Origin of the sequence: Microbacterium sp. NPDC087589, from assembly GCF_044743635.1 — a bacterium.
In the GTDB taxonomy this organism is placed as follows: Bacteria; Actinomycetota; Actinomycetes; order Actinomycetales; family Microbacteriaceae; genus Microbacterium.
On record NZ_JBIUWV010000001.1, the window covers coordinates 1,054,269 to 1,078,137 of the forward strand.

The following is a 23,869-nucleotide window of genomic DNA, read 5'->3' on the forward strand; positions in this document are numbered from 1 at the left end:
GACTACTCGCCCTGTGGCGGGAGCGCGGCGATGATCGGGTGGTCGTGCGCGATGACGCCGACCTTGGCCGCACCACCCGGAGAGCCGACCTCGTCGAAGAACTCGACGTTGGCCTTGTAGTAGTCCTGCCACTCGTCGGGAAGATCGTCTTCGTAATAGATGGCCTCGACGGGGCAGACGGGCTCGCACGCACCGCAGTCGACGCATTCGTCGGGGTGGATGTACAGCGAGCGTTCGCCCTCGTAGATACAGTCAACGGGGCACTCGTCGATGCAGGCGCGGTCCTTGACATCGACGCACGGAAGGGCGATCACATACGTCACTCCCCCAGTCTACGACTCGCCGCTGCTCCGATCTCCCAGGAAGGGGGCACGCCGGGCACCAGCGTCGTGAGCATCGGGCTCCCCGGACGGCAGTGAGGGCACGGGCTCCTGCGCCACGGTGCGTGCGGGAAGCCGAGAGAAGGACGGCCATGCCACGGTGAGAAGTACGAGCCCTGCGACGAGATAGGTCCAGATGCGGCCGCTGAAGGTGTCTTCGACCACCACCGACCCGCCAGGGCCGACGCCCGAGATGAGAATCAGCATGCCGAGCATGCCGAGCCCTGCGGCGAGAGTCGCACCTCGGTGGTGGGTGAGTGCGCGGATTGCGACGAGGATCGCGCCGCACGCGATCGCTCCCACCAGGAGTCCCACGGGCACGGGTCCCCACATCAGGCTGTGGCCGATCGTCCCTGCGACGCCGAAGACGCCGCCGACGAGAGCAGCGGCGATCCATGAGAGCACCCGGGAGATCCATCCGTTACGCACGAGTCGATCCTACGCGCGCCGATGATCCGCTCGGCTCAGGCAGCGAGACCGAGAAGCCGCAAGAGGGCGGCGACGGCCGCAGCAGCGAACACCACGACGAGGAACGACTGACGCAGCCACAGGAGCCCGGCCGCGACGAGCAGAGCCGGAACCCGCGCATCGACGACCACAGCCTGTCCGGCTCCGAGAGTCTGCACCGCCACGAGTGCGGCGAGGAGCCCCACGGTCAGCAGGTCAGAGATGCGCGCCGGTCGCGGCGCCTCGAGCACTCTCGGAGGCACGAGGTAGCCTGCGGCCTTGAGCGCCAGGCAGATGACCGCGGCGAGCAGGATCGCACTCCAGACACTCACCGGCCCACCTCCCCACTGGTGGCCGTCGAGTCGACTCTGCCCAGCCAGTTGAACCAGCCGACGACGACAGCGACGACCGCGGCCACCAGCACGGGCAGCCCTGGCATGAGGAACGGCGTGAACGCCGCCGCGACGACTGCTGCCGCCACGCCGACCGCGATCGCCTGGCGTTCCTTGAGACGCGGCCAGAGCAGGGCGAGGAAGGCTGCAGCGGCGGCAGCATCCAGCCCCCAGGCCTTCGGGTCTCCGAGCACGTCGCCGACGAGTGCGCCGATCAGCGTCGTGATGTTCCACCCGACGAAGATCCCGACTCCGGTGACCCAGAAGCCGACCTGCCTCAGGCGGGGATCGCTCTGCGAGATGGCCACGGCGGTCGACTCGTCGATCGTGAAGTGCGCCGCCGCGACGCGGCGTGCGGGCGTGGTGCCGACGATCGGAGACATCCGCATGCCGTACGCGACGTTGCGCAGGCCGAGCAGCGTCGCCGAGGCGATCGCCGAGGGAAGCGCCGACACTCCCCCGGCGGCGAAAACGCCGACGAAGGCGAACTGCGACCCGCCGGTGAACATCAGCAGGCTGAGCACGCACGACTGCCAGACATCGAGACCGGATGCCACGGCGAGCGCACCGAACGAGACGCCGTAGGCGCTGGTCGCGAGGACGACCCCCAGCGCCTCGCGCCAGACTTCGCGCTCGGCACTCATCGCACGACCGTTCGCTGCAGTGAACACATGGTCATCATTCTGAACAACAGAATTCGGATAGTCAAGCGAACGATCGTTTGACATACTGAACACATGGAGGATCTCCGAACCCGCATCGCCCGCACTCTGCGCAGAGAGCGTGAGAGAGCCGCCCTGTCCGTGTCCGAACTCGCACGGCAGGCGGGGATCTCGAAGGCGACCGTCTCCCAGCTCGAATCGGGCTCGGGCAATCCCAGCGTCGAGACGCTGTGGGCTCTGGGCGTCGCGCTCGGTGTGCCCTTCGCCGTGCTCGTCGACCAGCAGACCAACGCTCCGACTCTCATCCGCGCCGATGACCTCACCGGCGTGCCGTCGTCAGCGGCGGCGTACAGCGCCACCCTGCTCTCCGCGAGCCCACCGGGCGCCCGCCGGGACCTCTACGTGATCCAGGCGGAACCCGGTGATCCGCGCCACTCCGACCCACATCATCCCGGAACCACAGAGCACGTGGTCCTCATCTCGGGTCAGGCTCTGATCGGGCCTACGGACGCCCCCGTGCGGCTGAACCCCGGCGACTATCTCTCGTACGCGGGCGACGCGCCACACGTCTTCGAGGCGCTCGCCGCCGGAACCACCGCGGTTCTCATCTCCGAGCTCCGATGAGCATCACTCGCGGCCAGGCCCAGGGCCCGAGACCGGCGACGGGTCGGGGATCTCGTCGGGCTTGTACTTCGGCAGCCTCGATGCGGGCAGGATCGCGACCGCACTGAGACCGGCGAGCAGCAGGAGCCCGAGTCGCAGCGTGCCCAGGCGTGACTCCTCGTTGACGATCACCGCCGCGTCGATCTGCTCGGGGCTCGCATCCGTCTGCTCCAGGGCTGTGCGGAGGTCGTCGTTGCTGACGAAGTTCAGGTTGTCCATGTCGACCTGCGCGACGAGAGAAGGCGGCAGCTCAGGGTGCTCGACGACCGCACGGCCGATGCTCAATCCGAGGAGCGAGACGAGCAGCGCGCCGGCCAGAGCGGTGCCGACCGCGGAGGCGAGGTTCTGCGTGGTTCCTCGGAGCGAACCGACGTCCCCCGCGAGCTCGGCGGGCGCCGAGGTGACGAGCACGTTGAACACGAGGGTCACGAGCGCCCCCTGGCCGATGCCGAAGACGACCAACCCGAGGATCGTCGGGAGTGTCTCCCAGTTGTTGTTCACGACGAAGGAGAGCCAGACGAGCGCGACCGTGGTCAAGATGAATCCGAAGACGCCGATCACCCGCGGCGGGTATCGCTTGTAGAACCGGACGACGAGCGTGGCGGTGATGAAGACCGTCAGGTTGAACGGCATCATCGCGAGCGACGTGTCGAAGGGCGTCCTCCCCTGCACGATCTGGATGTACAGCGGGATGGTGAAGTTCACGCATGCCTCGAGCGCCACGACGATGAACATCGCGTAGACGGCCGCTCGCTCCTTCGAGGAGTCCAGGATGCTGAGGTCGATCAACGGCACCTTGCCCTCGGCCATGCGCTTCCGCGTCCAGACGAAGAAGCACTGTCCGAGCACGATACCCACGACGACGAAGGCAGGAGCAGGCGACAGCCCGAGGATGCTGAACGGGGCGGCCTCCGTCGCGGCGACGGCACCCCACCCGTTGAGGTTGTTGAAGCCGAGGGTGAGGAGGACGATCGCCCCACCGATGAGCAGTGACGCGACCAGGTCGATGCGGATCGACGCGTCGCCGCGATCACCCCGGAGAGTGAAGCTGAACGCGAACACGACCACCGCGATGCCGAACACGATGAAGAACATCGGACGCCAGCCGACGAGCGTTCCCAGGGTGCCGCCGATCAGGAAGGCCGTCACGCCCGATATCGCCCTGGCCGAGCCGATCGCACCGATCGCCGTGGCCTGTTGCGGTCCGCGATAGTTCTCAGCGATCAGCGCCACGATCGAGGGGACGATGATCGCCGCCGCCGCGCCGGCGACCGCCTGCCCCGCGATGGCCCAGCCCACGCTGGGAGACACGATCATCAGCACGGCGGATGCGGCGAAGAGACCGATCACGATCCGGAAGATGAGCACCCATCCGATGCGCTGGCCGAGCTTCGCGCCGGTCATCACCAACGCGGCGACGGCGAGCCCGTACATCACGATCGTCGTGCTGGCGACGGTCGGCGGCACTCCGAACTCGCTGACCATGCCGCCGAGCGAGATCGGCAGGGCGGCCACATTGAACGACATCAGCACCTGGGCGAGGAAGAGACTGACGAGCGGCATCCAGGAGGTCTTCGTGGGCGCCGGGGCGGTGTGTGTCATGGCGGGATCCTCCGAACGGTCGATGGGAGTCAGTCCGTCGACCGAGTGGTCGTCGAGGGTGCGGAGGCGAACAGGTTCAGGCCGAGAGCGCGCGAGAGGTGGCCGATCGCGAGCTGGGACCGCACCGAGTTTCCCGCCGCGTCGAGACGAGGTGAGAATCCGGCGACGGCGCCCTTGCCCGGTGCGACGGCCACGATGCCTCCGGCGACTCCCGACTTGGCGGGCAGGCCGATCTCGAACAGCCACTCCCCTGAGGCCTCGTACAGGCCGGTCGACGCCACCACGGCGAGGGTGTCGCGGCAGACGTCCGCCGAGACGACGCGCTCGCCCGTGATCGGATTCACGCCGCCGTCGGCGAGCGTCGCGCCCATCACCGCGAGGTCATGAGCGGTGACGCTGAGAGCGCACTGACGCGTGTAGACGTCGACCACCTCATCAGGGTCACCGGTGAGTCGTCCGTAGCTCCGGAGCAGCCACCCCATCGCACGGTTCCGCTCGTTGGTCTCCGCCTCGGATGCATAGACGACCCCGTCGAGGCTCAGCGGGCGCCCGGCGAACGCCGAGAGCCCCTCTCGGACGCGTTCCCACTGCTCGACGGCCGTCTGTCCCGGCATGAGCGCCGTGGTGGCGATCGCACCGGCGTTGACCATCGGATTCATCGGGTGCCCGGCATTGAGCTCGAGCGCCATCAGCGAGTTGAAGGCGAGCCCCGTGTTGTTGACGCCCACGATCTCGCGCACCCGCTCATGGCCGTGCTCCTGAATGGCCAGCGCGTAGACGAACATCTTCGAGATCGACTGGATCGAGAACGGATGCAACGCATCTCCGGCATCATGAAGACCGCCGTCGACCTCGATGACCGCGAGACCGAACAGCTCGGGATCGGCCTCCGCGAGCACGGGGATGTAGTCGGCGACGGCGCCTCTGCGGTCATCCGTATAGCGACCGTGGGCTTCGCGCACGAGCTCATCGACGCGGTCCCATCCGGGCATCCCGCCTGTCGACACCTGCTGGGGGATGTCTGCCAGTGCCGCGACGTCCATGTGCTCTCCTCCGGGTTCACGACCCCCCAGCCGTCACCGCTCACCGTAGTGGCAATGCGTCGCACTGCCTAGAGCACCCAGTGCCAGTTTCAGGGTGCGCCGTGGAACGCCGAGACCCACCGCCGCACGCATGCGGGGGCGGGTCTCGATCGCGAGAGTTCAGCCGTGCGGCGACTCAGTACCAGTTCACGGACTGCGAGTGCCCCCACGCGCTGCATGGGGTGCCGTACACCGACGAGATGTACCCCAGACCCCAGCGGATCTGCGTGGCCGCATTCGTCTGCCAGTCGGATCCGGCAGACGCCATCTTGCTTCCGGGCAGAGCCTGCGGAATGCCCGTCGCGCCGCCCGAGGCGTTGTACGCCTGGTAGTTCCACCCAGACTCCTTGGTCCACAGCGATTCCAGGCAGGAGAACTGGTCGTCGCCCCATCCGTACTGGCTCGCCGCGATGTCGCGCGCTGCGGCCTTCGCACCATCGACGGTGTTCGTCTGCGCGAGTGCGGCGGCTTCGGCCGCAGCCTGCTCTGCAGCGGCATCCGCAGCCGCCTTCGCCTGCTGGGCCGCCACGTACGACTCCTGCAGGGCGGCGGTCTCAGCGATGATCTCGTCCGTTCCGGTGACCGCATACGCCGTGAGGCTCGAGAGCTCCCTGTTCGAGAACTCGTCGCGGTCGGCGAGCTGACCGACCCACGCGGTGACGTCGGCGGTGTCAACCGAAGAGGGCGCGCTGCCGAGGTCGAGACCCGATGCCGCCACCTCGGCGTTCAGCGCCTCAGCCGCGGCGACGGCATCCTCAGCTGCGAGCATGGTGAGCGCCGAGTCGTCGGCGCTCTTCGCCAGTGTCTCCGGCTCACCGGTGACGAAGGACGCGACGCCGGCGACCGCATCGGGCATCTCGGCCCCGGCGGCGGGAGCCGAGACGAGGCCGACGGTCAGGGCGAGACCGAGCACTCCTCCGGTGATCGTTCCGAGGATCAGCGTCGGCCGGCGTGCTGTGATCGCGTTGCGAGCTGATGCCGCCGCGTGGGCGCGCCGAAGCGCGCGGGTGTTCTGAAGCATGGGTTCGACTTTCGGGTCGTCGTACGCCCGTCACAGGACACTCATCGGGAGGTTTGCCCCAGGCGCAAGGTAACGATTCTGCAACGACACACCTGGACGTTTCGTGAGAAAGGGGCCCTGTACTGCCGTTTCCGGCGGTACAGGGCCCCTCTTCTTAGACGATTCTCAGGCGTTGGCGTCCTGGCGCTTCAGGCGAGCGGTCTCGCGCGCACGGGTGTTCGCGTCGAGGTTCACCTTGCGGATGCGGACGACCTCGGGCGTGACCTCGACGCATTCGTCGTCACGTGCGAACTCGAGGCTCTCCTCGAGCGTGAGCTGGCGCGGAGGGGTCATCGACTCGAAGGTGTCGGAGCTCGCCGCACGCATGTTGGTGAGCTTCTTCTCCTTCGTGATGTTGACGTCCATGTCGTCGGCGCGGGAGTTCTCGCCGATGACCATGCCCTCGTAGACCTCCTGCGTGGGCTGCACGAAGAACGACATGCGCTCCTGCAGAGCGATCATCGCGAACGGAGTCACGACACCCGTGCGGTCTGCCACGATCGAGCCGTTCTGACGGGTCGTGATGGAACCTGCCCACGGCTCGTAGCCGTGCGAGATCGCGTTGGCGATTCCGGTGCCGCGGGTCGTCGTGAGGAACTCGCTGCGGAAGCCGATGAGGCCACGCGACGGGACGATGAACTCCATGCGCACCCAGCCGGTGCCGTGGTTCGTCATGTTCTCCATGCGACCCTTGCGGTTCGCGAGCAGCTGCGTGATGGCGCCGAGGTGCTCCTCAGGCGTGTCGATCGTGAGGTGCTCGAACGGCTCGTAGGTCTTGCCGTCGACCTTCTTCGTGACCACCTGCGGCTTGCCGACGGTGAGCTCGAAGCCCTCGCGGCGCATGTTCTCGACCAGGATGGCGAGAGCCAGCTCTCCGCGGCCCTGAACCTCCCAGGCGTCGGGGCGTCCGATGTCGACCACCTTGAGCGAGACGTTGCCGATCAGCTCCTTGTCGAGACGGTCCTTGACCATTCGAGCGGTGAGCTTGTGACCCTTGACCTTGCCCATGAGCGGCGAGGTGTTCGTGCCGATCGTCATGGAGATGGCGGGGTCGTCGACCGTGATCGCGGGAAGCGGGCGGACGTCCTCGGGGTCGGCGATGGTCTCACCGATCGTGATGTTCTCGAAGCCGGCGATGGCGACGATATCTCCGGGGCCGGCGGACTCGGCGGGGTAGCGCTCGAGCGCGCGCGTCTTGAGCAGCTCGGTGATGCGTGCGTTCTGGTGCGTGCCGTCCGCACGCACCCAGGCCACGGTCTGGCCCTTCTTGAGCGTGCCGTTGAAGACGCGCAGCAGGGCGAGGCGGCCGAGGAAGGGGCTCGAGTCGAGGTTCGTGACCCAGGCCTGGAGGGGCGCCTCGTCGTCGTACGCCGGAGCGGGGACGTGCTCGAGGATCGCCTCGAAGAGCGGCTCGAGGTCGTCGTTGTCGGGCAGCGAGCCGTCGGCGGGACGGTTCTGCGATGCCGCGCCGGCGCGACCCGAGGCGTAGACCACCGGCACGTCGAGCAGGGCGTCGACGTCGAGGTCGGGCACGTCGTCGACGAGGTCGGACGCGAGGCCGAGCAGCAGGTCGTGAGCTTCTTCCTCGACCTCGGCGATGCGAGCGTCGGGGCGGTCGGTCTTGTTGACCAGGAGGATGACGGGCAGCTTGGACTCGAGCGCCTTGCGCAGCACGAAGCGCGTCTGCGGGAGCGGGCCCTCGCTGGCGTCGACGAGCAGCACGACGCCGTCGACCATCGACAGGCCGCGCTCGACCTCACCGCCGAAGTCGGCGTGACCGGGGGTGTCGATCACGTTGATCGTGATCTCCTTGCCCTGGGCGTGCTTGCCCTTGTACGTGATCGCCGTGTTCTTGGCGAGGATCGTGATGCCCTTCTCACGCTCGAGGTCGTTCGAGTCCATCGCGCGCTCATCGACGTGGGCGTGTTCACCGAAGGACCCCGTCTGACGCAGCATGGCGTCGACGAGGGTGGTCTTGCCGTGGTCGACGTGCGCGACGATTGCGACGTTGCGGAGGTCAGAGCGAAGGGCGTGCGCCATGCAGATGTCCTAAAGAGTGTGGGGTTTTGCCGAGAAGCCGACGTTCCAGACTATCGTATGCGGGCGAGTCGTTCCTGAGCGCTCGAAGTAGCATCATGATCGTGACTGTCACCGACCTCTCCCCCGCTCCCTCGCGCAGTCGCCTGTGGTGGGAGATCGCGATCGTCCTCGCACTCGGTCTCGGCCAGTCAGCGGTCTACGCGATCGTGCAGCTGGCCTACCGCCTGACCGACGAGACGCCGCTCGCCGACCAGACCGCGACCCTCAACCCGTCCCGGAGCGACCGCGAGATCTTCGACCTGATCTACCAGATCCTGTCGATCGGGTTCTCCCTCGTCCCCGTGCTGCTCGTCTGCTTCCTGCTGTGGCAGTCATCCAGACCGCATCTGGGCAGGCTGGGTCTCGACGGCACCCGGGTCGCACCGGATGTCGGGCGCGGGATCCTCCTGGTCGCAGCCATCGGCATCCCGGGTCTCGGTCTGTATCTCGCCGGGCGCGCGCTCGGGCTCTTCGTCGCGGTCAACCCCGCAGGGCTCGACACTCACTGGTGGACGATCCCGGTGCTTCTGCTCGCGGCAGCTCGCGCATCGCTGCAGGAGGAGTTCGTCGTGCTCGGCTACCTCTTCGCCCGACTCAGGCAGCTGGGCTGGGGGCCGTGGGCGATCATCCTCACCACGTCCGTGCTGCGCGCGAGCTACCACCTCTACCAGGGGCCCGGAGCCTTCATCGGAAACCTCGCGATGGGGCTGCTCTTCGGATGGCTGTTCCAGCGCAGCGGACGGCTCATGCCGTTCCTCGTCGCGCACTTCCTGATCGACGCGACGGTGTTCGTCGGCTATCCCTGGGCGGCGGCGACGTGGCCGGTGCTGTTCGGCCTTCCCGGCTGACGACGCTCGGCGCGATCAGGCGTTCGCGATGACGATCGACGCCACGGCCCAGAGCACGATGACGCCGAGCGCGATGAGCGCCTGAGAGTCCCAGGTGCGACGGGTCGGAGCGTCCGCGGTCGCGGGAGCCGCCTGCCAGCGGTCACGGATCTCGGTGAGCTCGCGGACTCCGGCGGGCGCCTTGGCCTCGTCGTCCTCGCGCACCGGGCGCCGAATCGGACGCGCTCTCGCCGGCCCCCCATAACTGGAGACATCCGAGCCGTCCTCGAGCGAGAAGATGAGCTGCCAGCGCAGGTCGATGTCGCGGACGCGGCTCCAGCCGAACGACGTCCGGCGCAGCATGTTCTGCACCATGGCACCATCGCCGTCGACGCGTACGACAGAGACGAAGGCGATCTCGTAGACGACCCAGAGTCCCAGCAGCACCCACGGGGCGAGCAGGAGCATCTGCCCCCACCCTGCACGCACGACGGCGTCGCCGAGCAGGAAGATCGCCAGCAGCGAGCAGAGGACGAGGGAGACAGGCCCGGAGGCCGCACGGAATGTCCGTGCGGCCTCCGGTCGAGATTCGGTGCTCACTCTCAGCGACCGCCGAGAGGGATCGATGCCCCGGGGATCGCCTTGAGCAGACGGTCGGTGTACTCCTGCTGCGGGTTTGCGAAGATCGCGTCGACAGTGCCCTGCTCGACGATCTTGCCCTTCTCCATGACGCACACGAGGTCGCTCGACACGCGGACGACGGCGAGGTCGTGCGTGATGAACAGGTACGTCAGACCGAGCTCGGACTGCAGCTCGGCGAGCAGCTGCAGCACCTGATCCTGCACGAGCACGTCGAGCGCCGAGACGGCCTCGTCGAGCACGATGATGTCGGGCTTGAGCGCGAGCGCACGGGCGATCGCCACGCGCTGGCGCTGTCCGCCCGAGAGCTCGTTCGGGTACCGGCTCGCGAGGACGCGCGGCAACGAGACCTGGTCGAGCAGCTCCTCGACGCGTTCACGCTGCGAGGCGCGATCGCCCACACCGTGGATCTGCAGTGGCTCGGCGATCGTGTTGCCGATGTTGCGCAGCGGATCGAGCGAGCCGTACGGGTCCTGGAACACCGGCTGCATGCGGCGACGGAGCCCGAACGCCTGAGCGTTCGAGAGGTTCGACACATCCTGGCCGTCGATCTCGATGGTGCCGCTCGTGGGCTCCTCGAGCTTCAGCACCATCTTCGCGACGGTCGACTTTCCCGAGCCCGACTCACCCACCAGCGCGAGAGTCTTGCCCTTGGGAATCTCGAACGACACGTTGTCGACGGCGCGGAACGCCTCGCTGCGGAAGCCTCCCTGACGGATCCGGTAGTCCTTCGTGAGCCCCGCGACGCGTACCGTCGGCGGGATGGCGGCGAGGCTATCGCGGGTCTCGAGTTCCTTGTCCTCCACCACAGCCTGGATGCGCTGCGAGGCCACGCTGGGCGCCGCGGCGACCAGACGCTTCGTGTACGGATGCTGCGGATTCTCGAGGATCTCGCGGCTCGGACCGGCCTCGACGATGTTGCCGCCGTTCATCACGATGATCTTGTTCGCACGCTCGGCCGCGAGGCCGAGGTCGTGCGTGATCAGGAGCATCGAGGTGCCCTTGTCGCGCGTGAGCGATGCCATGTGATCGAGGATCACACGCTGCACCGTGACGTCGAGAGCCGAGGTCGGCTCGTCGGCGATGAGCAGCTTCGGGTCGGCTGCGAGGCCCATTCCGATCAGCGCACGCTGACGCATGCCCCCAGAGAACTGGTGCGGGAACTGGTGCAGACGCTTCTCGGCGTCGGACAGACCAGCCTGCTGCAGCACCTCGATCGTGCGCGCCTTGGCACCACCGCGATCCTGTGCGAGGCCGTTCGCACGGATCGCCTCCTTGACCTGGAAGCCGATGCTCCACACCGGGTTGAGGTTCGACATCGGGTCCTGCGGCACGAAGCCGATGTCCCGGCCGCGAACCGCCTCGATCTCACGACGGTTGAGTGTCGTGAGCTCGCGCCCTTCGAGGGTGATGGACCCGCCCGTGATCTGCCCGGTTCCGGGAAGAAGGTTCACGATGGCCGTGGCCGTCGTGGACTTGCCGGATCCCGACTCGCCCACGATCGCGACGGTCTCGCCCGGCATGATGTCGAAGCTGACTCCGTGGAGTACTTCGCGCAGCCCCTCCTGGGTGCGGAAGGCGACGGTGAGGTCGCGGACGCTCAGCAGGGGGACCTGTTCGGTGACGCGCTCGCTCATCGGCGTGCCCTCGCCTTCGGGTCGAGGGCGTCTCTGATGAGCTCGCCCAGGGTGACGAACGCCAGCACCGCGAGGGTGAGGGCGATCGACGGATAGATGAGTGCCATCGGAGCCACGCGCAGCGAGGCCTGGGCCTTGCCGATGTCCAGCCCCCACGACATCACGTCGCTGCCGAGACCGACGCCTAGGAACGACAGAGTCGCCTCGGCGACGATCGCCCCCGCGAGCCCGAGGGTCGACACGACGAGCAGCGGCGCGATCGCGTTCGGGACGACGTGGTTCAGGAGGATCTTGAACTTCGACTGTCCGAGCGCCTGCGACGCCATCACGAAGTCGGCTTGACGTACGCGGAGCACCTCGGCTCGCACGACTCGGGCGGTGGACGCCCAGGCGAACCCGCCGATCGCGAACGCGAGCGTCCACACCGACCGGGAGTCGCGGAACACGGTCATGACGACGACAGCCGCGAGGATGTACGGGATCGCGAAGAAGATGTCGCCGACGCGCGAGAGGATCGAGTCGAGCCATCCGCCGTAGAAGCCGGCCAGGGCGCCCATGATCAGGCCGAGCGTCGATGCGATCACCGTGGCGATCAGACCGACGGCGAGCGAGGTCTGCGCACCCCAGACGATTCGCGCGTAGATGTCGCACCCCTGGAAGGTGAATCCAAGCGGGTGCCCCTCCGTCGGACCGCCGTTGCTGTTCGACAGCGAGCAGTCGTTGTTGGGCGGCGTCGCGGTGAACAGCGTGGGCCAGAGCGCCATCACGAGGAAGAACAGCGCGAGCACGACCGAGAACCAGAACAGCGGGCGGCGACGCAGGTCGACCCAGGCGTCTCGCCACAGATTGCTGGGCTTGTCGGAGATGCGGACGGCGTCGACCGAGATCGACTCCGTCTCGATCGGGGCGACGTAGTGCTTCTGAGAGGTGGGATCAGGCATAGCGAATCCTCGGGTCGAGCAGACCGTAAAGAAGGTCGATGAGAAGGTTCACCAACACGTACAGGATGACGAACACGGTCACGAACGAGACGACCGTGGGGCCCTCGCCGCGCTGGATCGCCTGGAACAGCGTGTTTCCCACACCGGGGACGTTGAAGATGCCCTCGGTGACGGTCGCGCCGACGAGCAGCACGCCGAAGTTCGTCGCCGAGTTGGTGATCACCGGAATCAGCGAGTTGCGCAGCACGTGCACGGGAAGCACCCGGTTGCGCGAGAGACCCTTGCTGTAGGCGGTGCGCACCCAGTCCTGGTTGAGGGTCTCGATCACCGAGCTGCGCATCAGACGCATGCTCACGGCATACAGGCTGAACCCGAGCACGAGGGCCGGCAGCCAGAGGCCGCCCCAGTCGTTGTCGGCACCCACTGTCGGTTTGAACCAGCCGAGCTGGATCGCCAGGAAGTACTGCGCGAGGAAGGCGACGACGAAGATCGGGATCGCGATGGCGACGAGCGCCACGACGAGCGACACATTGTCGAACAGTTTGCCCTTGCGCAGTGCCGAGATCGTACCGATGATGATCGCCAGCACGAACTCGATGGCGATCGCCATGACGGCGAGACGACCTGTGACCGGCAGGGTCGCGGCGAGGACCGCCGACACGGGTCGACCGGAGAAGGTGTTGCCCAGATCACCCTGGAACACCCCGGTGATGTAGTACCAGTACTGCACGATGAACGGGTCGTTCAGGTGATACTGCTCGCGCAGCTGCTCGAGGACCGCCGCGTTCGGGGTCTTGTCGCCGAACAGGGCGAGGATCGGGTCGCCTGGCATGGCGAACACGAGGAAGTAGATGAGCAGGGTGGCTCCGAAGAAGACCGGGATCACCTGCAGAAGACGTCTCAGAATGTAGCCGAGCATCCGCTTGTCCCTTCTTAGAGGGGTGAGAAAAACGAGGCGAACACAAGCCTGTGAGGCGGTGACGAAGAATCGTCACCGCCTCACAGGTGAAGTGCCGTCTGGCTTTACTCGCCGGCCTTCGTGATTTCGTAGTACAGCGGAACCGAGTTCCAGCCGAACGTCACGTTGTCGACGCTCTCACCGAAGCCACCGGTCACGTTCGAGTACCACAGCGGGATCGCGGGCAGGTCCTGGAAGAGAACCTCCTGCGCCTTGGTGAAGTCCTCGATCTGCGCGTCGGCGTCGGGGTTGCTGATGCCGGCCTTGATGAGGTCGTCGAACTCGGGGTTCGAGTAGTCACCGTCGTTGGAACCGGCGCCGGTCGCGTAGAGCGGTCCGAGGAAGTTGTACAGACCCGGGTAGTCGGCCTGCCATCCCGAACGCGCTGCCGTGGTGATGGACCGGTCGTTGACCTTCGAGCGCAGGTCCTGGAAGGTCGGGTACGGGTCGCCCGACGCCTCGATGCCGAGCGTGTTCTTGATCTGGTTCGACACCGCGTCGACCCAGGCATCGTGCCCGCCGTCGGAGTTGTACGCGATCTTGAACTCGCCGTCCCACGGCGAGATCGCGTCGGCCTCGGCCCACAGCTTCTTCGCCTCTTCGGGGTTGAACTCGAGGACCTCGCTGCCGGGGACCGAGTCGGACCAGCCTGCGATGACCGGCGACGTGAAGTCGGCTGCCGGAGTGCGGGTGCCCGAGAAGATCGTCTCGGTGATCTCTTCGCGGTTGATCGCCATCGACAGCGCCTGACGACGCAGCTGGCCCTCTTCGCCGCTGAAGTGCGGGAGGAACTGGCCGATGGTGAACGACTGGAACACCGCAGACGGCTGGTTCACTGCGCGGTCTTCGAGCTCGTCGGCGAACACCTGGAGCGAACCGGTCGGGATCGCGTCGATCACATCGACGTCACCGCCCAGCAGGTCGGCGTACGCGGACTCCTGGGTGGCGTAGAACTTGATGGTCAGACCGCCGTTGGCTGCCTTGCGGCCGCCCTCATAGTCGTCGTTGCGGACGAGGTCGATCTGCACGTCGTGCTGCCATGCGTCTTCGCCGTCGATCATGTACGGGCCGTTGCCGATCGGGTTCTGACCGTAGGCTTCCATGTCCTCGAAGGCGACATCGGGCAGCGGGTAGAACGCCGAGTAGCCGAGACGCAGAGCGAAGTCGGAGGCCGGCTTGTTCAGTGCGATCGTGAACGTGTAGTCATCGACCTGCTCGAGACCCGTGAGCTCCGAGTCCTCGTCGTAGCTGAAGCCCTCGATGTCCTCGAAGAAGTAGCTCGAAAGGTGTGCGTTCGAGAGCTTGGCGCCCTCGTTCCACGCCTTGATGAAGTTGTCGGCGGTGACCTCTTCACCGTCGGTGAAGGTCATGCCCTCCTTGAGCTTCACGGTGAGGTTCTGCGGGTCCTCGGTCGTGATCTCTTCGGCCATGTCGTTGACCGGCTGGCCATCGGCGTCGTAGTAGATCAGACCGGCGAAGATCTCGTCGAGGATCTTTCCGCCACCCACCTCGTTGGTGTTGGTGGGGATCAGCGGGTTCTCGGGCTCCGAGCCGTTCGTGGTGATGATGGCATCGGCGTTGACATCGCTGCCTGCGTCGCCGCCGTCGTTGCCTCCACCGCTCGCGCAGCCCGCGAGCGCCAGGGCGCCGATCGCGAACAGCGCGGTGCCCGCAAGGGCGATCTTGTTGCGCTTCACTTTGTGTCCTCCTGTGGACGGGTATTCATCAGACTGCGCGCTCATCGTCGAACGCGTAGGGATAGTTGACTGTAACCCGCGATCCAGGGGACATCGCACTCGGCTAATGAACCGTTACTGAGTGGTGACCATCCGTAATATCGCGGAAACATGCGGAAGTGCACGGAAATGAGAAGCGACGCCGCGTCCTTTCGGACACGACGCCGCTTGCTCATGGCACTCCGCTCAGGCGAATGCCTCGATCGGCGGGCAGGCGCACACGAGGTTGCGGTCGCCGTAGGCCTGATCGATGCGCCGCACCGGCGGCCAGTACTTGCCCGCGACCAGGGCGTGCACCGGGTAGGCGGCATCCTCTCGCGTGTAGGCGTGGTTCCACTCCCCCGCGATCAGCGAGACCGCGGTGTGCGGAGCATGGACAAGTGGGTTGTCGTCTGCGGGCCAGCGGCCCGCAGCGACGGCATCCGCTTCAGCCTTGATCATGATCATCGCCTCGATGAACCGCTCGATCTCGCCGAGATCCTCGGACTCCGTGGGCTCGACCATGAGCGTCCCCGCGACGGGGAACGACATCGTCGGGGCGTGGAAGCCATAGTCGATGAGTCGCTTGGCCACGTCGTCGACGGTGATGCCCGTCGCTTCTTTGAGGGGCCGCAGGTCGAGGATGCACTCGTGCGCGACGCGGCCGTCCTCACCCGCATACAGCACCGGGTAGTGCCCGCCGAGGCGCGCGGCGATGTAGTTCGCCGACAGCACGGCAGCTGCGGTCGCATGGCGGAGGCCATCGGCCCCCATCATGCGCACGTACGACCAGGAGATCGGCAGAATTCCGGCCGATCCGTACGGCGCCGCGGACACTGCGCCGCCCTCGAAGACGTATCCGCCCGCGTGCTCTGCCCGCTGCGCGAGCGGGTGAGACGGCAGGTACGGAGCGAGGTGCGCCTTCGCCGCGACCGGACCCACGCCGGGGCCGCCGCCACCGTGCGGAATCGCGAACGTCTTGTGCAGGTTGAGGTGGGAGACGTCGCCACCGAGATCGCCGAAGCGGGCGTATCCGAGCAGCGCGTTGAGGTTCGCACCGTCGACGTACACCTGTCCGCCGGCGTCGTGCACGGCGGTGGTGATCTCCACCACATCCTGCTCGTAGACGCCGTGCGTCGACGGGTAGGTGATCATCAGCGCGGACAGCTCCTCGGCGTGCGCCGCGATCTTCGCCCGCAGGTCGTCGAGGTCGACGTTGCCCAGCTCATCGCAGGCGACGACGACGACCTTCATGCCCGCGAGCACCGCGGAGGCCGCGTTCGTGCCGTGCGCAGAAGACGGGATCAGGCACACGGTGCGCTGCGCGTCGCCGTTCGCGAGGTGATAGCCGCGGATCGCGAGCAGCCCGGCGAGCTCACCCTGCGAACCCGCATTCGGCTGCAGGGAGACGGCGTCGTATCCGGTGACCTCAGCGAGCCAGGCCTCGAGCTGCGTGATCATGTCGAGATACCCCTCGACATCGGAGGCCGGCGCGAACGGGTGGATGCCCGCGAACTCGGGCCACGTGATCGATGCCATCTCGGTTGCCGCGTTGAGCTTCATGGTGCACGACCCGAGCGGGATCATGCCACGGTCGAGCGCGTAGTCGCGGTCGGCCAGGCTCTTGAGATAGCGCATCATCGCCGTCTCGCTGCGGTGCGCGTGGAAGACGGGGTGCGTGAGGTAGTCGTCCTGACGCAGCAGGTCGCCGGGAAGGCCGCCCTGCGATCCGGAGCCGAAGAACCCGAACGCCCGTTCCCGGGCACCGCCGAACACCTGAGCCACCTGGTGGAGCTCGGCGACCGTCGTGGTCTCGTCGACCGAGATTCCGATCGTGTCGGCGTCGGCGGCGTGCAGCAGGATGCCGAAACCGTGGTGCGCCTGCTCCGCGTACTCCGCCGCACGCCCCGGAACCCGCGCCTGGATGGTGTCGAAGAACGAGTCGTGGACGATGCCAACGCCTGCGTCGGCGAGCCAGTCGCGCAGCATCGCTGTCTTCGCCGCGACCTCCCGAGCGATGACCTTCAGTCCGTCGGGTCCGTGATACACCGCATACATCGAGGCCATCACAGCGAGCAGCACCTGAGCGGTGCAGATGTTGCTGGTCGCCTTCTCGCGGCGGATGTGCTGCTCGCGGGTCTGCAGAGACAGTCGGTAGGCCGGCTTGCCGTCTGCATCCACGGAGACGCCGACGAGGCGCCCCGGCAGCTGTCGTTCGAGTCCTGCACGCACCGCCATGTAGCCCGCGTGCGGGCCACCGAAGCCGATCGGCACGCCGAAGCGCTGGGTCGTTCCGACCGCGACATCGGCGCCGAGCGAACCGGGCGACGCGATGAGCGTGAGGGCGAGCAGGTCGGCAGCGACGACGGCGAGCCCGCCGGCGAGGTGCGCAGCATCGATCACGGCACTCGGGTTCCAGACCCGCCCTGAGGCGCCGGGGTACTGGACGAACACACCGAACAGCTCGGAGGGAAGCTCCTCACCGGCGGCGAAATCGACCGACACCAGCTCGATGCCCACGGCCTCTGCACGGGTCTCGAGCAGCGCCTTCGTCTGCGGGAACGCATCTGCGTCGACGGCGAACACGTTCGACGCCTTCTTCGACGCACGGCGAGCCAGCAGCATCCCCTCGACGACAGCCGTCGATTCATCGAGCATCGACGCATTGGCCGTGGTGAGACCCGTCAGTTCGGCGACCATCGTCTGGAAGTTGATGAGCGCCTCGAGGCGACCCTGCGAGATCTCCGGCTGGTACGGCGTGTAGGCGGTGTACCACGACGGGTTCTCGAGCACGTTGCGCTGGATCACCTGAGGCGTGACCGTGCCGTAGTAGCCCAGGCCGATCATCGGACGGTTCACCGTGTTGCGGGACGCGAGCGACCGCAGCTCGGCGAGCGCCTCGGTCTCGCTCGCTGCGCGCGGGATGACCGAGTCGGTGGAGGCGGGCGTGAAGATGGAGGCGGGCACAGCCTGACGCATCAGCGCTTCGACAGGGCTCCAGTCCTCGAGCTCCGACTCGACGCCCAGGGCATCGAGCATCTGACGCTGGGCGGCGGCGGTGGTTCCGATGTGACGATCGGCGAAAGAGACCACAGGTCGATCAGCCCTCCGTGAGAGCGACGTACGCGTCGCGGTCCATCAGGCCGTCGAGCGCACCTGCGCCCACGGAGACCTTGATGAGCCAGCCTCCGGCGAACGGCTCGGCGTTCACGAGCGAGGGGTCGTCGACCACGGCGTCGTTGATCTCGACGACCGTGCCCGTGACGGGGGCGTAGAGCTCGCCGACCGACTTGGTCGACTCGATCTCACCCACGACCGAACCGGCCGAGATCTCGGTGCCGACGGCCGGGAGCTCGACGAAAACGACGTCGCCGAGCTTGTCAGCCGCGTAGTCGGTGATGCCGATGGTCACGACGGCCTCCTCAGAGGAGATCCATTCGTGCTCGTCGGTATAGCTGAGTGCGTTGAGATCGGTCATTTGGTCCTCCGGTAGAAAGGCAGGGCGGTCACGGTCGCGGGGATCCTGGTTCCCCGCACATCAAGGAATACTGCGGTTCCCGCCGCAGCGGAAGAAGGGGCGACGTAGGCCATCGCGATCGGATGGCCGAGTGTCGGGCTCAGGGCGCCACTCGTGATCTCTCCGAGGACGACACCGTCTGCGTCGACCACGGAGTAGCCCGCGCGTCCGGCGCGCTTCCCCTCGGCGACGAGACCGACGAGCACGGGAGCATCGGATGCGGCATCCGCCGCCCCCTTGCCGACGAAGTCGTCTTTGTCGGAGACGACGACCCGTCCGAGGCCCGCCTGCGACGGCTTCGTCTCGCGCGAGAGCTCGTGCCCGTAGAGGGGCATGCCCGCTTCGAGTCGCAGGGTGTCGCGCGCCGCGAGGCCCGCGGGGACGAGCCCGTGCTTCTGGCCGGCGTCGACGAGCGCGTCCCACAGGGCCGGAGCATCTGCGACTCGCACGAGCAGTTCGAAACCGTCTTCGCCGGTGTATCCGGTGCGGGCGAGGAGCAGCGGCGCACCCAGGAACATCGCGTCGGCCCATGCGTAGTACTTCTGTTCATCCCACGGGGTGCCGAGGTCGGTGATGCCCGTCGTAGACGAGACGATCGCCTCAGAAGCCGGGCCCTGCACAGCGAGCAGAGCGTATTCGTCGGAGACGTCCTCGACGTCGACTCCTCTGTCTCCGATGAATCCGGCGAAGCTGCGCTCCTCCCCCTCGGCACGTGCGGGCATCTCCCGCTCGATCCGCGACGGGAACGAACGCACTCGCGAGGCGAACGCCGAGTCGACGAATCCGCGGTTGCCTGCGTTCGCGATCACGAGGAATCGGTCCTCCGCGAGCCGATAGACGATGACGTCGTCGATGATCCCGCCGTCCTCGGCGAGCATCAGCGAGTACTTCGCCTTGCCCACCGCCATCGCCGAGAGCCGGCCTGCGAGCGAGTAGTCGAGGAAGTCCCCGGCGAAGTCGCCGGTGACGAGGAACTCCGCCATATGGGAGATGTCGAAGATGCCCGCGGCCTGCCGCACGGCATGGTGCTCGGCGAGGTCTGAGGTGTATCGCACCGGCATCTGCCATCCGCCGAAGTCGGTGAACGATGCGCCGAGTGCTTCGTGGCGATCACGCAGAGGGGTGTAGCGAGGGTCGGACATGGAGTTCTCCCGGGCTGGGTCGGGCGGAGCAGCGACGCTACTCCTGGGAACTCCCCCTCTGTCATGGGCCTGAGAGCTTCACCCAGAGACTGGGCTTTCACCGTCGGCGGATCACGTGCGAGCGGTGAGGGAGACTCGCGGAGTGCCGGTCGCCAGGGTTTCGGCTCGGGCGCCTGTGGCGTCCTCGCTCAACCCGATTTCTCGCTTCGCTGGAAATCGCTTTTCAGAGTGGCCGGAACCGCGCGGTACGCGTACCTGAGAGATTGGCGGGGAGGCTTGCTCCTTCGGTGCCCGGCTGCGTTCGCCGGGGCTCTCCCGCGTGGGTCATTCGGCCTGTCTTCAGTTGTGGCCTCAGTCTAGCGGGTCGACGTCATCGGCACAGGCTGCAGAAAGCCGGCGCTCCCCCGGCGGCCGTCGGGCGGACGACCACAGGGGAGCGCCTGAGGAGGATGCTGTCAGCGTGCCGCGAGTTCGGCTCTGACTTCGTCGCGCAGTCGTCCGAGGTTCTCGGGCTCGGGCGCGGCGCCCAGAAGCGTCTTCGTGTACTCATGCTGAGGGTTGAGGATGACGTCGTCGGCGGGGCCGCGCTCGACGACATCGCCCTTGTAGAGCACCATGATCTCGTCGCTGAAGTGGCGGGCCGTGGCGAGGTCGTGCGTGATGTAGAGCACCCCGAGGTTCTCCTCGCGCTGCAGATCGGCGAGCAGATTCAGCACCCCGAGGCGGATCGAGACGTCGAGCATCGAGACCGGCTCATCCGCGACGATGAACCGCGCGCCCGGCGCCAGCGCCCGCGCTATCGCCACGCGCTGCCGCTGACCACCCGACAGCTCATGCGGGCGGCGTTCGGCGAAGCTCTCGCCGGGTGACAGCCGCACGCGCTCGAGCAGCTCGATGGCGCGTGCACGCACCTGGGCGCCCAAGAGCTTCGGGTGGTGGAGCCTGATCGGGCGCTCGAGGTGATGGATGATCGTGTGGAACGGATTCAGCGAGGCGAACGGATCCTGGAAGACCATCTGCACCTGCGAGCGGTAGTCCTCGACTGCTCGGCCGCGCATCCCCGCATCCTTGCCGTCGAGCAGGATCTGGCCGCTCGTCGGAGTCTCGAGCTTCATCAGCATCCGAGCGATCGTCGACTTGCCCGATCCCGATTCGCCGACGAGGGCGACCGTCTTGCCCGCTTCGATGGTGAAGGACACGTCCTTGACCGCGTGCAGAACCGACGTCTTGAGCCCTGATCGCAGGGTGAAGTCCTTCACGAGGTGTCGGGCCTCGAGGGTGGGAGCGCTCATCGGATCTCCTCCTGGCTGGGCTGGTTGCCGGTGCGGACGAAGTCGCCACGCTCGCCGGTCAGGCTCGGGAAGCTCGACAGCAGCTTCTTGGTGTACTCGTGCTTCGGGGTGCGGTAGATCTCCTCCGCCGTGCCCTCTTCGACGATCTGCCCCTGCAGCATCACGGCGATGCGGTCGCTGATCTCGATCAGCATCGGGAGGTCGTGGGTGATGAAGATCACCGCGAAGCCGAGCCGCTCGCGCAGCCGCATGATCTCGCGGATGATGCCGCGCTGCACGACCACGTCGAGAGCCGTGGTCGGCTCGTCCATGATCATCACCTGCGGGTCCAGCGCGAGCGCCATGGCGATCATCATGCGCTGACGCATGCCGCCGGAGAGCTCATGCGGAAAGCTCGTGAGCCTCGACGGATCGACTCCGACGAGAGTCAGCAGCTCTTCGGCACGCGTCTGTTTGTCCTTCTTGGACATGCCTGGTCGATGGGTGTCGAAGATGTCGAAGATCTGCGCACGGACGCTAATCACCGGGTTGAGCGAGTTCATCGCCCCCTGGAACACCATCGAGATCTTGTCCCAGCGGAACGCGCGCAGCCCTTCTCCGTCGAGAGCCACCACGTCGATGTCGTGGCCGTCACGGTCGTGGAGCACGATCTCGCCGCTCGTCATGAGAGCCGGAGCCTTGAGCAGCCGGTTCATGCCGTACGCGAGCGTCGTCTTGCCACAGCCGGACTCACCCGCGAGACCAAGGATCTCGCCACGATTGAGGGTGAGGGAGACGTTTCGGACCGCCTTCACGGGCGGATCCACCTCGTACTCGATCGACACGTTGCGTGCGGTCAGCACGGCATCCGGAGCGCTCATACGGCGACCCCCTTCGTCTTGGCGGCCTTGCGCACGCGCCGAGCGGCGTCGGGCGCATTGCGGAGCTTCGGGTTGATGACCTCGTCGATCGCGAAGTTGATGAGCGAGAGCCCCGCGCCGAGCATGGCGATCATGATTCCCGGTGGGACGAACCACCACCACGCGCCTCGCCCGAGCGCCTGGCCCGACTGCGCATCGTTGAGGATCGTCCCCCAGGTGATGGAGGAGTTCGGGCCGAGGCCGAGGTACGACAGACCTGCCTCGCCGAGGATCGCGAAGATGATGGCGAACAGGAACTGCGCGGTGAGCAGCGGCAGCAGGTTCGGCATGATCTCGACCAGGATGACGCGGAAGGATCGCTCCCCCGCGACTTTGGACGCGTAGACGTAGTCGCGGGTGCGCAGCGATCGGGTCTGCAATCGGAGCACGTAGGCCGCACCGGCCCAGGAGGTGATGCCGAGCACGAACGCGACGAGCTGCCAGCTGCGCTGCGGGACGAAGGACGAGATCACCATGACCAGCGGCAGGCCGGGGATCACGATCATCACGTTCGTCAGCAGCGCGAGGGTGTCCTCGCGCCAGCCGCCGAGGTAGCCGGCGAGGACTCCGAAGACTAGCGACAGGATGATGGCGATGCCTCCCGCGACCACACCGACCAGCAGGGAGCCCTGGGCGCCGATGGCGAGCTGGGCGAACATGTCGTTGCCGAGCTTGGTCGTGCCCAGCCAGTGCTCCGGCGAGGGCGGGAGCAGCGCCGGGTTGTCGGTGCTCCGGGGATCCTGCGAGAACATCGGCGCGATGATGGCGAACAGCACGATCGCGATGACGATGCTCGCGCCGATGATGAACTTCGTCGACGAGGTGGGAAGGACGCGGCGGCGCTTGCGGGCCCGCTGAGTCGCCAGCGAGATGGTGCTCGCGGGCTGGGTCATGGGCTGATCCTTCGTGGTCAGCACTGTGTTCTCGGTGTCAGACATTCTGGCGAGCCCTCGGGTCGATGAAGCCATAGACGAGGTCCATGATGAAGTTGGCGGCGAGCACCGTGATCGTGATGACGAGGAAGAGTCCCTGCATCAGCGCGTAGTCGTTGTTCGTGACGGCCTGGAACATCAGTTTTCCGATGCCCGGATAGGTGAAGACCTGCTCCATCACGATGGAGCCGGCGACCACGAATCCCAGAGTGATCGAGAAGCCGGCGATCGACGGGATCGCGGCGTTGCGAGCGGCGTACGTCGTCATGATGCGACGCGGACGGAGCCCCTTGGCCTCAGCCGTGAGCACGTAGTCCTCGGCCATGGTCTGCACCATCATGTTGCGCATCCCGAACATCCAGCCTCCCACCGAGGAGATGACGATGGTCACCGCGGGAAGGAGCGCGTGCGAGAGTGCATCGATGAAGAACGCCCAGGTCGGCTCAGGACCGTCCGGGAAGTCGAACACGTCATAGCCGCCGAAGATCGGGAACCAGCCCAAGCCCACTGCGAAGACTGATACGAGAAGCAGCGCCATCCAGAAATAAGGAATGGACTGCAGCACGGTCGTCGCAGGGATGAGGTGGTCGACCCAGGTACCGCGCTTCCACCCCGCCCAGGCGCCGAGGGCTACGCCGAGGATGAACGAGATCACGGTCACCGTGCCGACGAGGATCAGCGTCCACGGCAGCGCCTGACCGATCAGCTCGCTCACCGGCGCCGGGAACTTGGTGACGGAGATGCCGAGGTCGCCCTGGAACATCCGCCCCCAATACGCGATGTACTGATCCCAGAGGGAGGAGTCATCACCACCGAGCAGCAGCTTGATGTTGCGGATCGTGGTCTCGGAGACCTCGCCACCCGCACGCTGCATCTTGGCGATCATGATGTCCGCCGGGTTCCCCGGCATGAGCCGGGGAAGCAGGAAGTTGAGTGAGATCGCGGCCCACAGCGTGAACGCGTAGAACCCGATTCTTCGTGCAAAGAACTTCATATCACTGAC

General features: G+C 66.7%; 22 protein-coding genes and 1 riboswitch. Of the genes, 2 read left to right on the top strand and 20 right to left on the bottom strand.

Annotated elements, in window-relative coordinates; genetic code table 11:
- Positions 1 to 2 precede the first annotated feature (2 nt).
- From fdxA to ACIOU8_RS05210, 4 genes are read right to left on the bottom strand one after another with little or no spacing between them, the layout of a single operon-like run.
- Positions 3 to 323 (bottom strand): ferredoxin, encoded by a 321-nt coding sequence (gene fdxA, locus ACIOU8_RS05195; protein WP_042542002.1) that lies wholly within the window; start codon positions 321 to 323, stop codon positions 3 to 5.
- A gap of 9 nt (positions 324 to 332) precedes the next feature.
- Entirely contained in the window at positions 333 to 809 is a 477-nt protein-coding gene (locus tag ACIOU8_RS05200; RefSeq protein ID WP_400786531.1) for a histidinol dehydrogenase, read from the bottom strand.
- A 35-nt stretch (positions 810 to 844) separates the two neighbouring features.
- Complete coding sequence (locus tag ACIOU8_RS05205; protein WP_400786532.1) at positions 845 to 1,159, bottom strand: AzlD domain-containing protein; 315 nt, start codon at positions 1,157 to 1,159, stop codon at positions 845 to 847.
- Complete coding sequence (locus tag ACIOU8_RS05210) at positions 1,156 to 1,863, bottom strand: AzlC family ABC transporter permease (RefSeq protein ID WP_400786899.1); 708 nt, start codon at positions 1,861 to 1,863, stop codon at positions 1,156 to 1,158. Before ACIOU8_RS05210 ends, ACIOU8_RS05205 begins: the two co-directional genes overlap by 4 nt.
- Before the next feature lie 93 nt (positions 1,864 to 1,956).
- On the opposite strand from ACIOU8_RS05210, the gene ACIOU8_RS05215 reads away from it, so the two are divergent.
- The gene (locus ACIOU8_RS05215) at positions 1,957 to 2,505 is read left to right on the top strand and encodes a helix-turn-helix domain-containing protein (RefSeq protein ID WP_400786534.1); all 549 of its coding nucleotides are present in this window, start codon (positions 1,957 to 1,959) and stop codon (positions 2,503 to 2,505) included.
- A 3-nt stretch (positions 2,506 to 2,508) separates the two neighbouring features.
- Here the strand turns inward: ACIOU8_RS05215 and ACIOU8_RS05220 are convergent, their stop codons facing one another.
- The 4 genes from ACIOU8_RS05220 to typA all read right to left on the bottom strand — a co-directional run bounded on the left by ACIOU8_RS05220 (position 2,509) and on the right by typA (position 8,328).
- The gene (locus tag ACIOU8_RS05220) at positions 2,509 to 4,146 is read right to left on the bottom strand and encodes an MFS transporter (protein WP_400786537.1); all 1,638 of its coding nucleotides are present in this window, start codon (positions 4,144 to 4,146) and stop codon (positions 2,509 to 2,511) included.
- Positions 4,147 to 4,175: 29 nt separating this feature from the next.
- On the bottom strand, positions 4,176 to 5,189 hold the full coding sequence (gene glsA / locus ACIOU8_RS05225) for a glutaminase A (protein ID WP_400786539.1): 1,014 nt from the start codon (positions 5,187 to 5,189) through the stop codon (positions 4,176 to 4,178).
- Positions 5,190 to 5,364: 175 nt separating this feature from the next.
- On the bottom strand, positions 5,365 to 6,249 hold the full coding sequence (locus ACIOU8_RS05230; RefSeq protein ID WP_400786541.1) for a phospholipase: 885 nt from the start codon (positions 6,247 to 6,249) through the stop codon (positions 5,365 to 5,367).
- Positions 6,250 to 6,414: 165 nt separating this feature from the next.
- The gene (gene typA / locus ACIOU8_RS05235) at positions 6,415 to 8,328 is read right to left on the bottom strand and encodes a translational GTPase TypA (protein ID WP_400786543.1); all 1,914 of its coding nucleotides are present in this window, start codon (positions 8,326 to 8,328) and stop codon (positions 6,415 to 6,417) included.
- 95 nt (positions 8,329 to 8,423) lie between these two features.
- Between typA and ACIOU8_RS05240 the strand changes: the two genes are divergently transcribed.
- Positions 8,424 to 9,215, top strand: coding sequence for a CPBP family intramembrane glutamic endopeptidase (locus tag ACIOU8_RS05240; protein ID WP_400786546.1), 792 nt, complete (start codon positions 8,424 to 8,426; stop codon positions 9,213 to 9,215).
- A 15-nt stretch (positions 9,216 to 9,230) separates the two neighbouring features.
- Here the strand turns inward: ACIOU8_RS05240 and ACIOU8_RS05245 are convergent, their stop codons facing one another.
- The 12 genes from ACIOU8_RS05245 to ACIOU8_RS05300 form a co-directional block, all read right to left on the bottom strand.
- Positions 9,231 to 9,794, bottom strand: a complete 564-nt coding sequence (locus tag ACIOU8_RS05245) for a PH domain-containing protein (RefSeq protein WP_400786548.1) — start codon at positions 9,792 to 9,794, stop codon at positions 9,231 to 9,233.
- Between the two features lie 2 nt (positions 9,795 to 9,796).
- Entirely contained in the window at positions 9,797 to 11,470 is a 1,674-nt protein-coding gene (locus tag ACIOU8_RS05250) for a dipeptide ABC transporter ATP-binding protein (RefSeq protein WP_400786550.1), read from the bottom strand.
- Positions 11,467 to 12,411: an ABC transporter permease gene (locus ACIOU8_RS05255; RefSeq protein WP_400786552.1), complete on the bottom strand. Its 945-nt coding sequence runs from the start codon at positions 12,409 to 12,411 to the stop codon at positions 11,467 to 11,469. The genes ACIOU8_RS05250 and ACIOU8_RS05255 overlap by 4 nt, the downstream gene beginning before the upstream one ends.
- Positions 12,404 to 13,330 (bottom strand): ABC transporter permease, encoded by a 927-nt coding sequence (locus ACIOU8_RS05260; RefSeq protein WP_400786554.1) that lies wholly within the window; start codon positions 13,328 to 13,330, stop codon positions 12,404 to 12,406. The genes ACIOU8_RS05255 and ACIOU8_RS05260 overlap by 8 nt, the downstream gene beginning before the upstream one ends.
- A 104-nt stretch (positions 13,331 to 13,434) precedes the next feature.
- Complete coding sequence (locus ACIOU8_RS05265; RefSeq protein WP_400786556.1) at positions 13,435 to 15,066, bottom strand: ABC transporter substrate-binding protein; 1,632 nt, start codon at positions 15,064 to 15,066, stop codon at positions 13,435 to 13,437.
- A 225-nt stretch (positions 15,067 to 15,291) separates the two neighbouring features.
- The gene (gene gcvP / locus ACIOU8_RS05270) at positions 15,292 to 18,123 is read right to left on the bottom strand and encodes an aminomethyl-transferring glycine dehydrogenase (protein ID WP_400786902.1); all 2,832 of its coding nucleotides are present in this window, start codon (positions 18,121 to 18,123) and stop codon (positions 15,292 to 15,294) included.
- 61 nt (positions 18,124 to 18,184) lie between these two features.
- Positions 18,185 to 18,562 carry a glycine cleavage system protein GcvH gene (gene gcvH, locus ACIOU8_RS05275; protein WP_400786559.1) on the bottom strand — a complete coding sequence of 126 codons (378 nt, stop codon included), beginning with the start codon at positions 18,560 to 18,562 and terminating at the stop codon, positions 18,185 to 18,187.
- Positions 18,559 to 19,743: a glycine cleavage system aminomethyltransferase GcvT gene (locus ACIOU8_RS05280; RefSeq protein ID WP_400786561.1), complete on the bottom strand. Its 1,185-nt coding sequence runs from the start codon at positions 19,741 to 19,743 to the stop codon at positions 18,559 to 18,561. The genes gcvH and ACIOU8_RS05280 overlap by 4 nt, the downstream gene beginning before the upstream one ends.
- A 233-nt stretch (positions 19,744 to 19,976) precedes the next feature.
- A riboswitch (glycine riboswitch) is annotated at positions 19,977 to 20,071 on the bottom strand.
- Positions 20,072 to 20,198: 127 nt separating this feature from the next.
- Positions 20,199 to 21,035 (bottom strand): ATP-binding cassette domain-containing protein, encoded by an 837-nt coding sequence (locus ACIOU8_RS05285; RefSeq protein WP_400786563.1) that lies wholly within the window; start codon positions 21,033 to 21,035, stop codon positions 20,199 to 20,201.
- Positions 21,032 to 21,895 (bottom strand): ABC transporter ATP-binding protein, encoded by an 864-nt coding sequence (locus tag ACIOU8_RS05290; protein WP_400786566.1) that lies wholly within the window; start codon positions 21,893 to 21,895, stop codon positions 21,032 to 21,034. The genes ACIOU8_RS05285 and ACIOU8_RS05290 overlap by 4 nt, the downstream gene beginning before the upstream one ends.
- Positions 21,892 to 22,872 (bottom strand): ABC transporter permease, encoded by a 981-nt coding sequence (locus ACIOU8_RS05295; RefSeq protein ID WP_400786568.1) that lies wholly within the window; start codon positions 22,870 to 22,872, stop codon positions 21,892 to 21,894. The genes ACIOU8_RS05290 and ACIOU8_RS05295 overlap by 4 nt, the downstream gene beginning before the upstream one ends.
- A complete protein-coding gene (locus ACIOU8_RS05300) occupies positions 22,865 to 23,860 on the bottom strand; it encodes an ABC transporter permease (RefSeq protein ID WP_400786570.1) in 996 nt (331 codons plus the stop codon). The genes ACIOU8_RS05295 and ACIOU8_RS05300 overlap by 8 nt, the downstream gene beginning before the upstream one ends.
- Between the last annotated feature and the right edge of the window lie 9 nt (positions 23,861 to 23,869).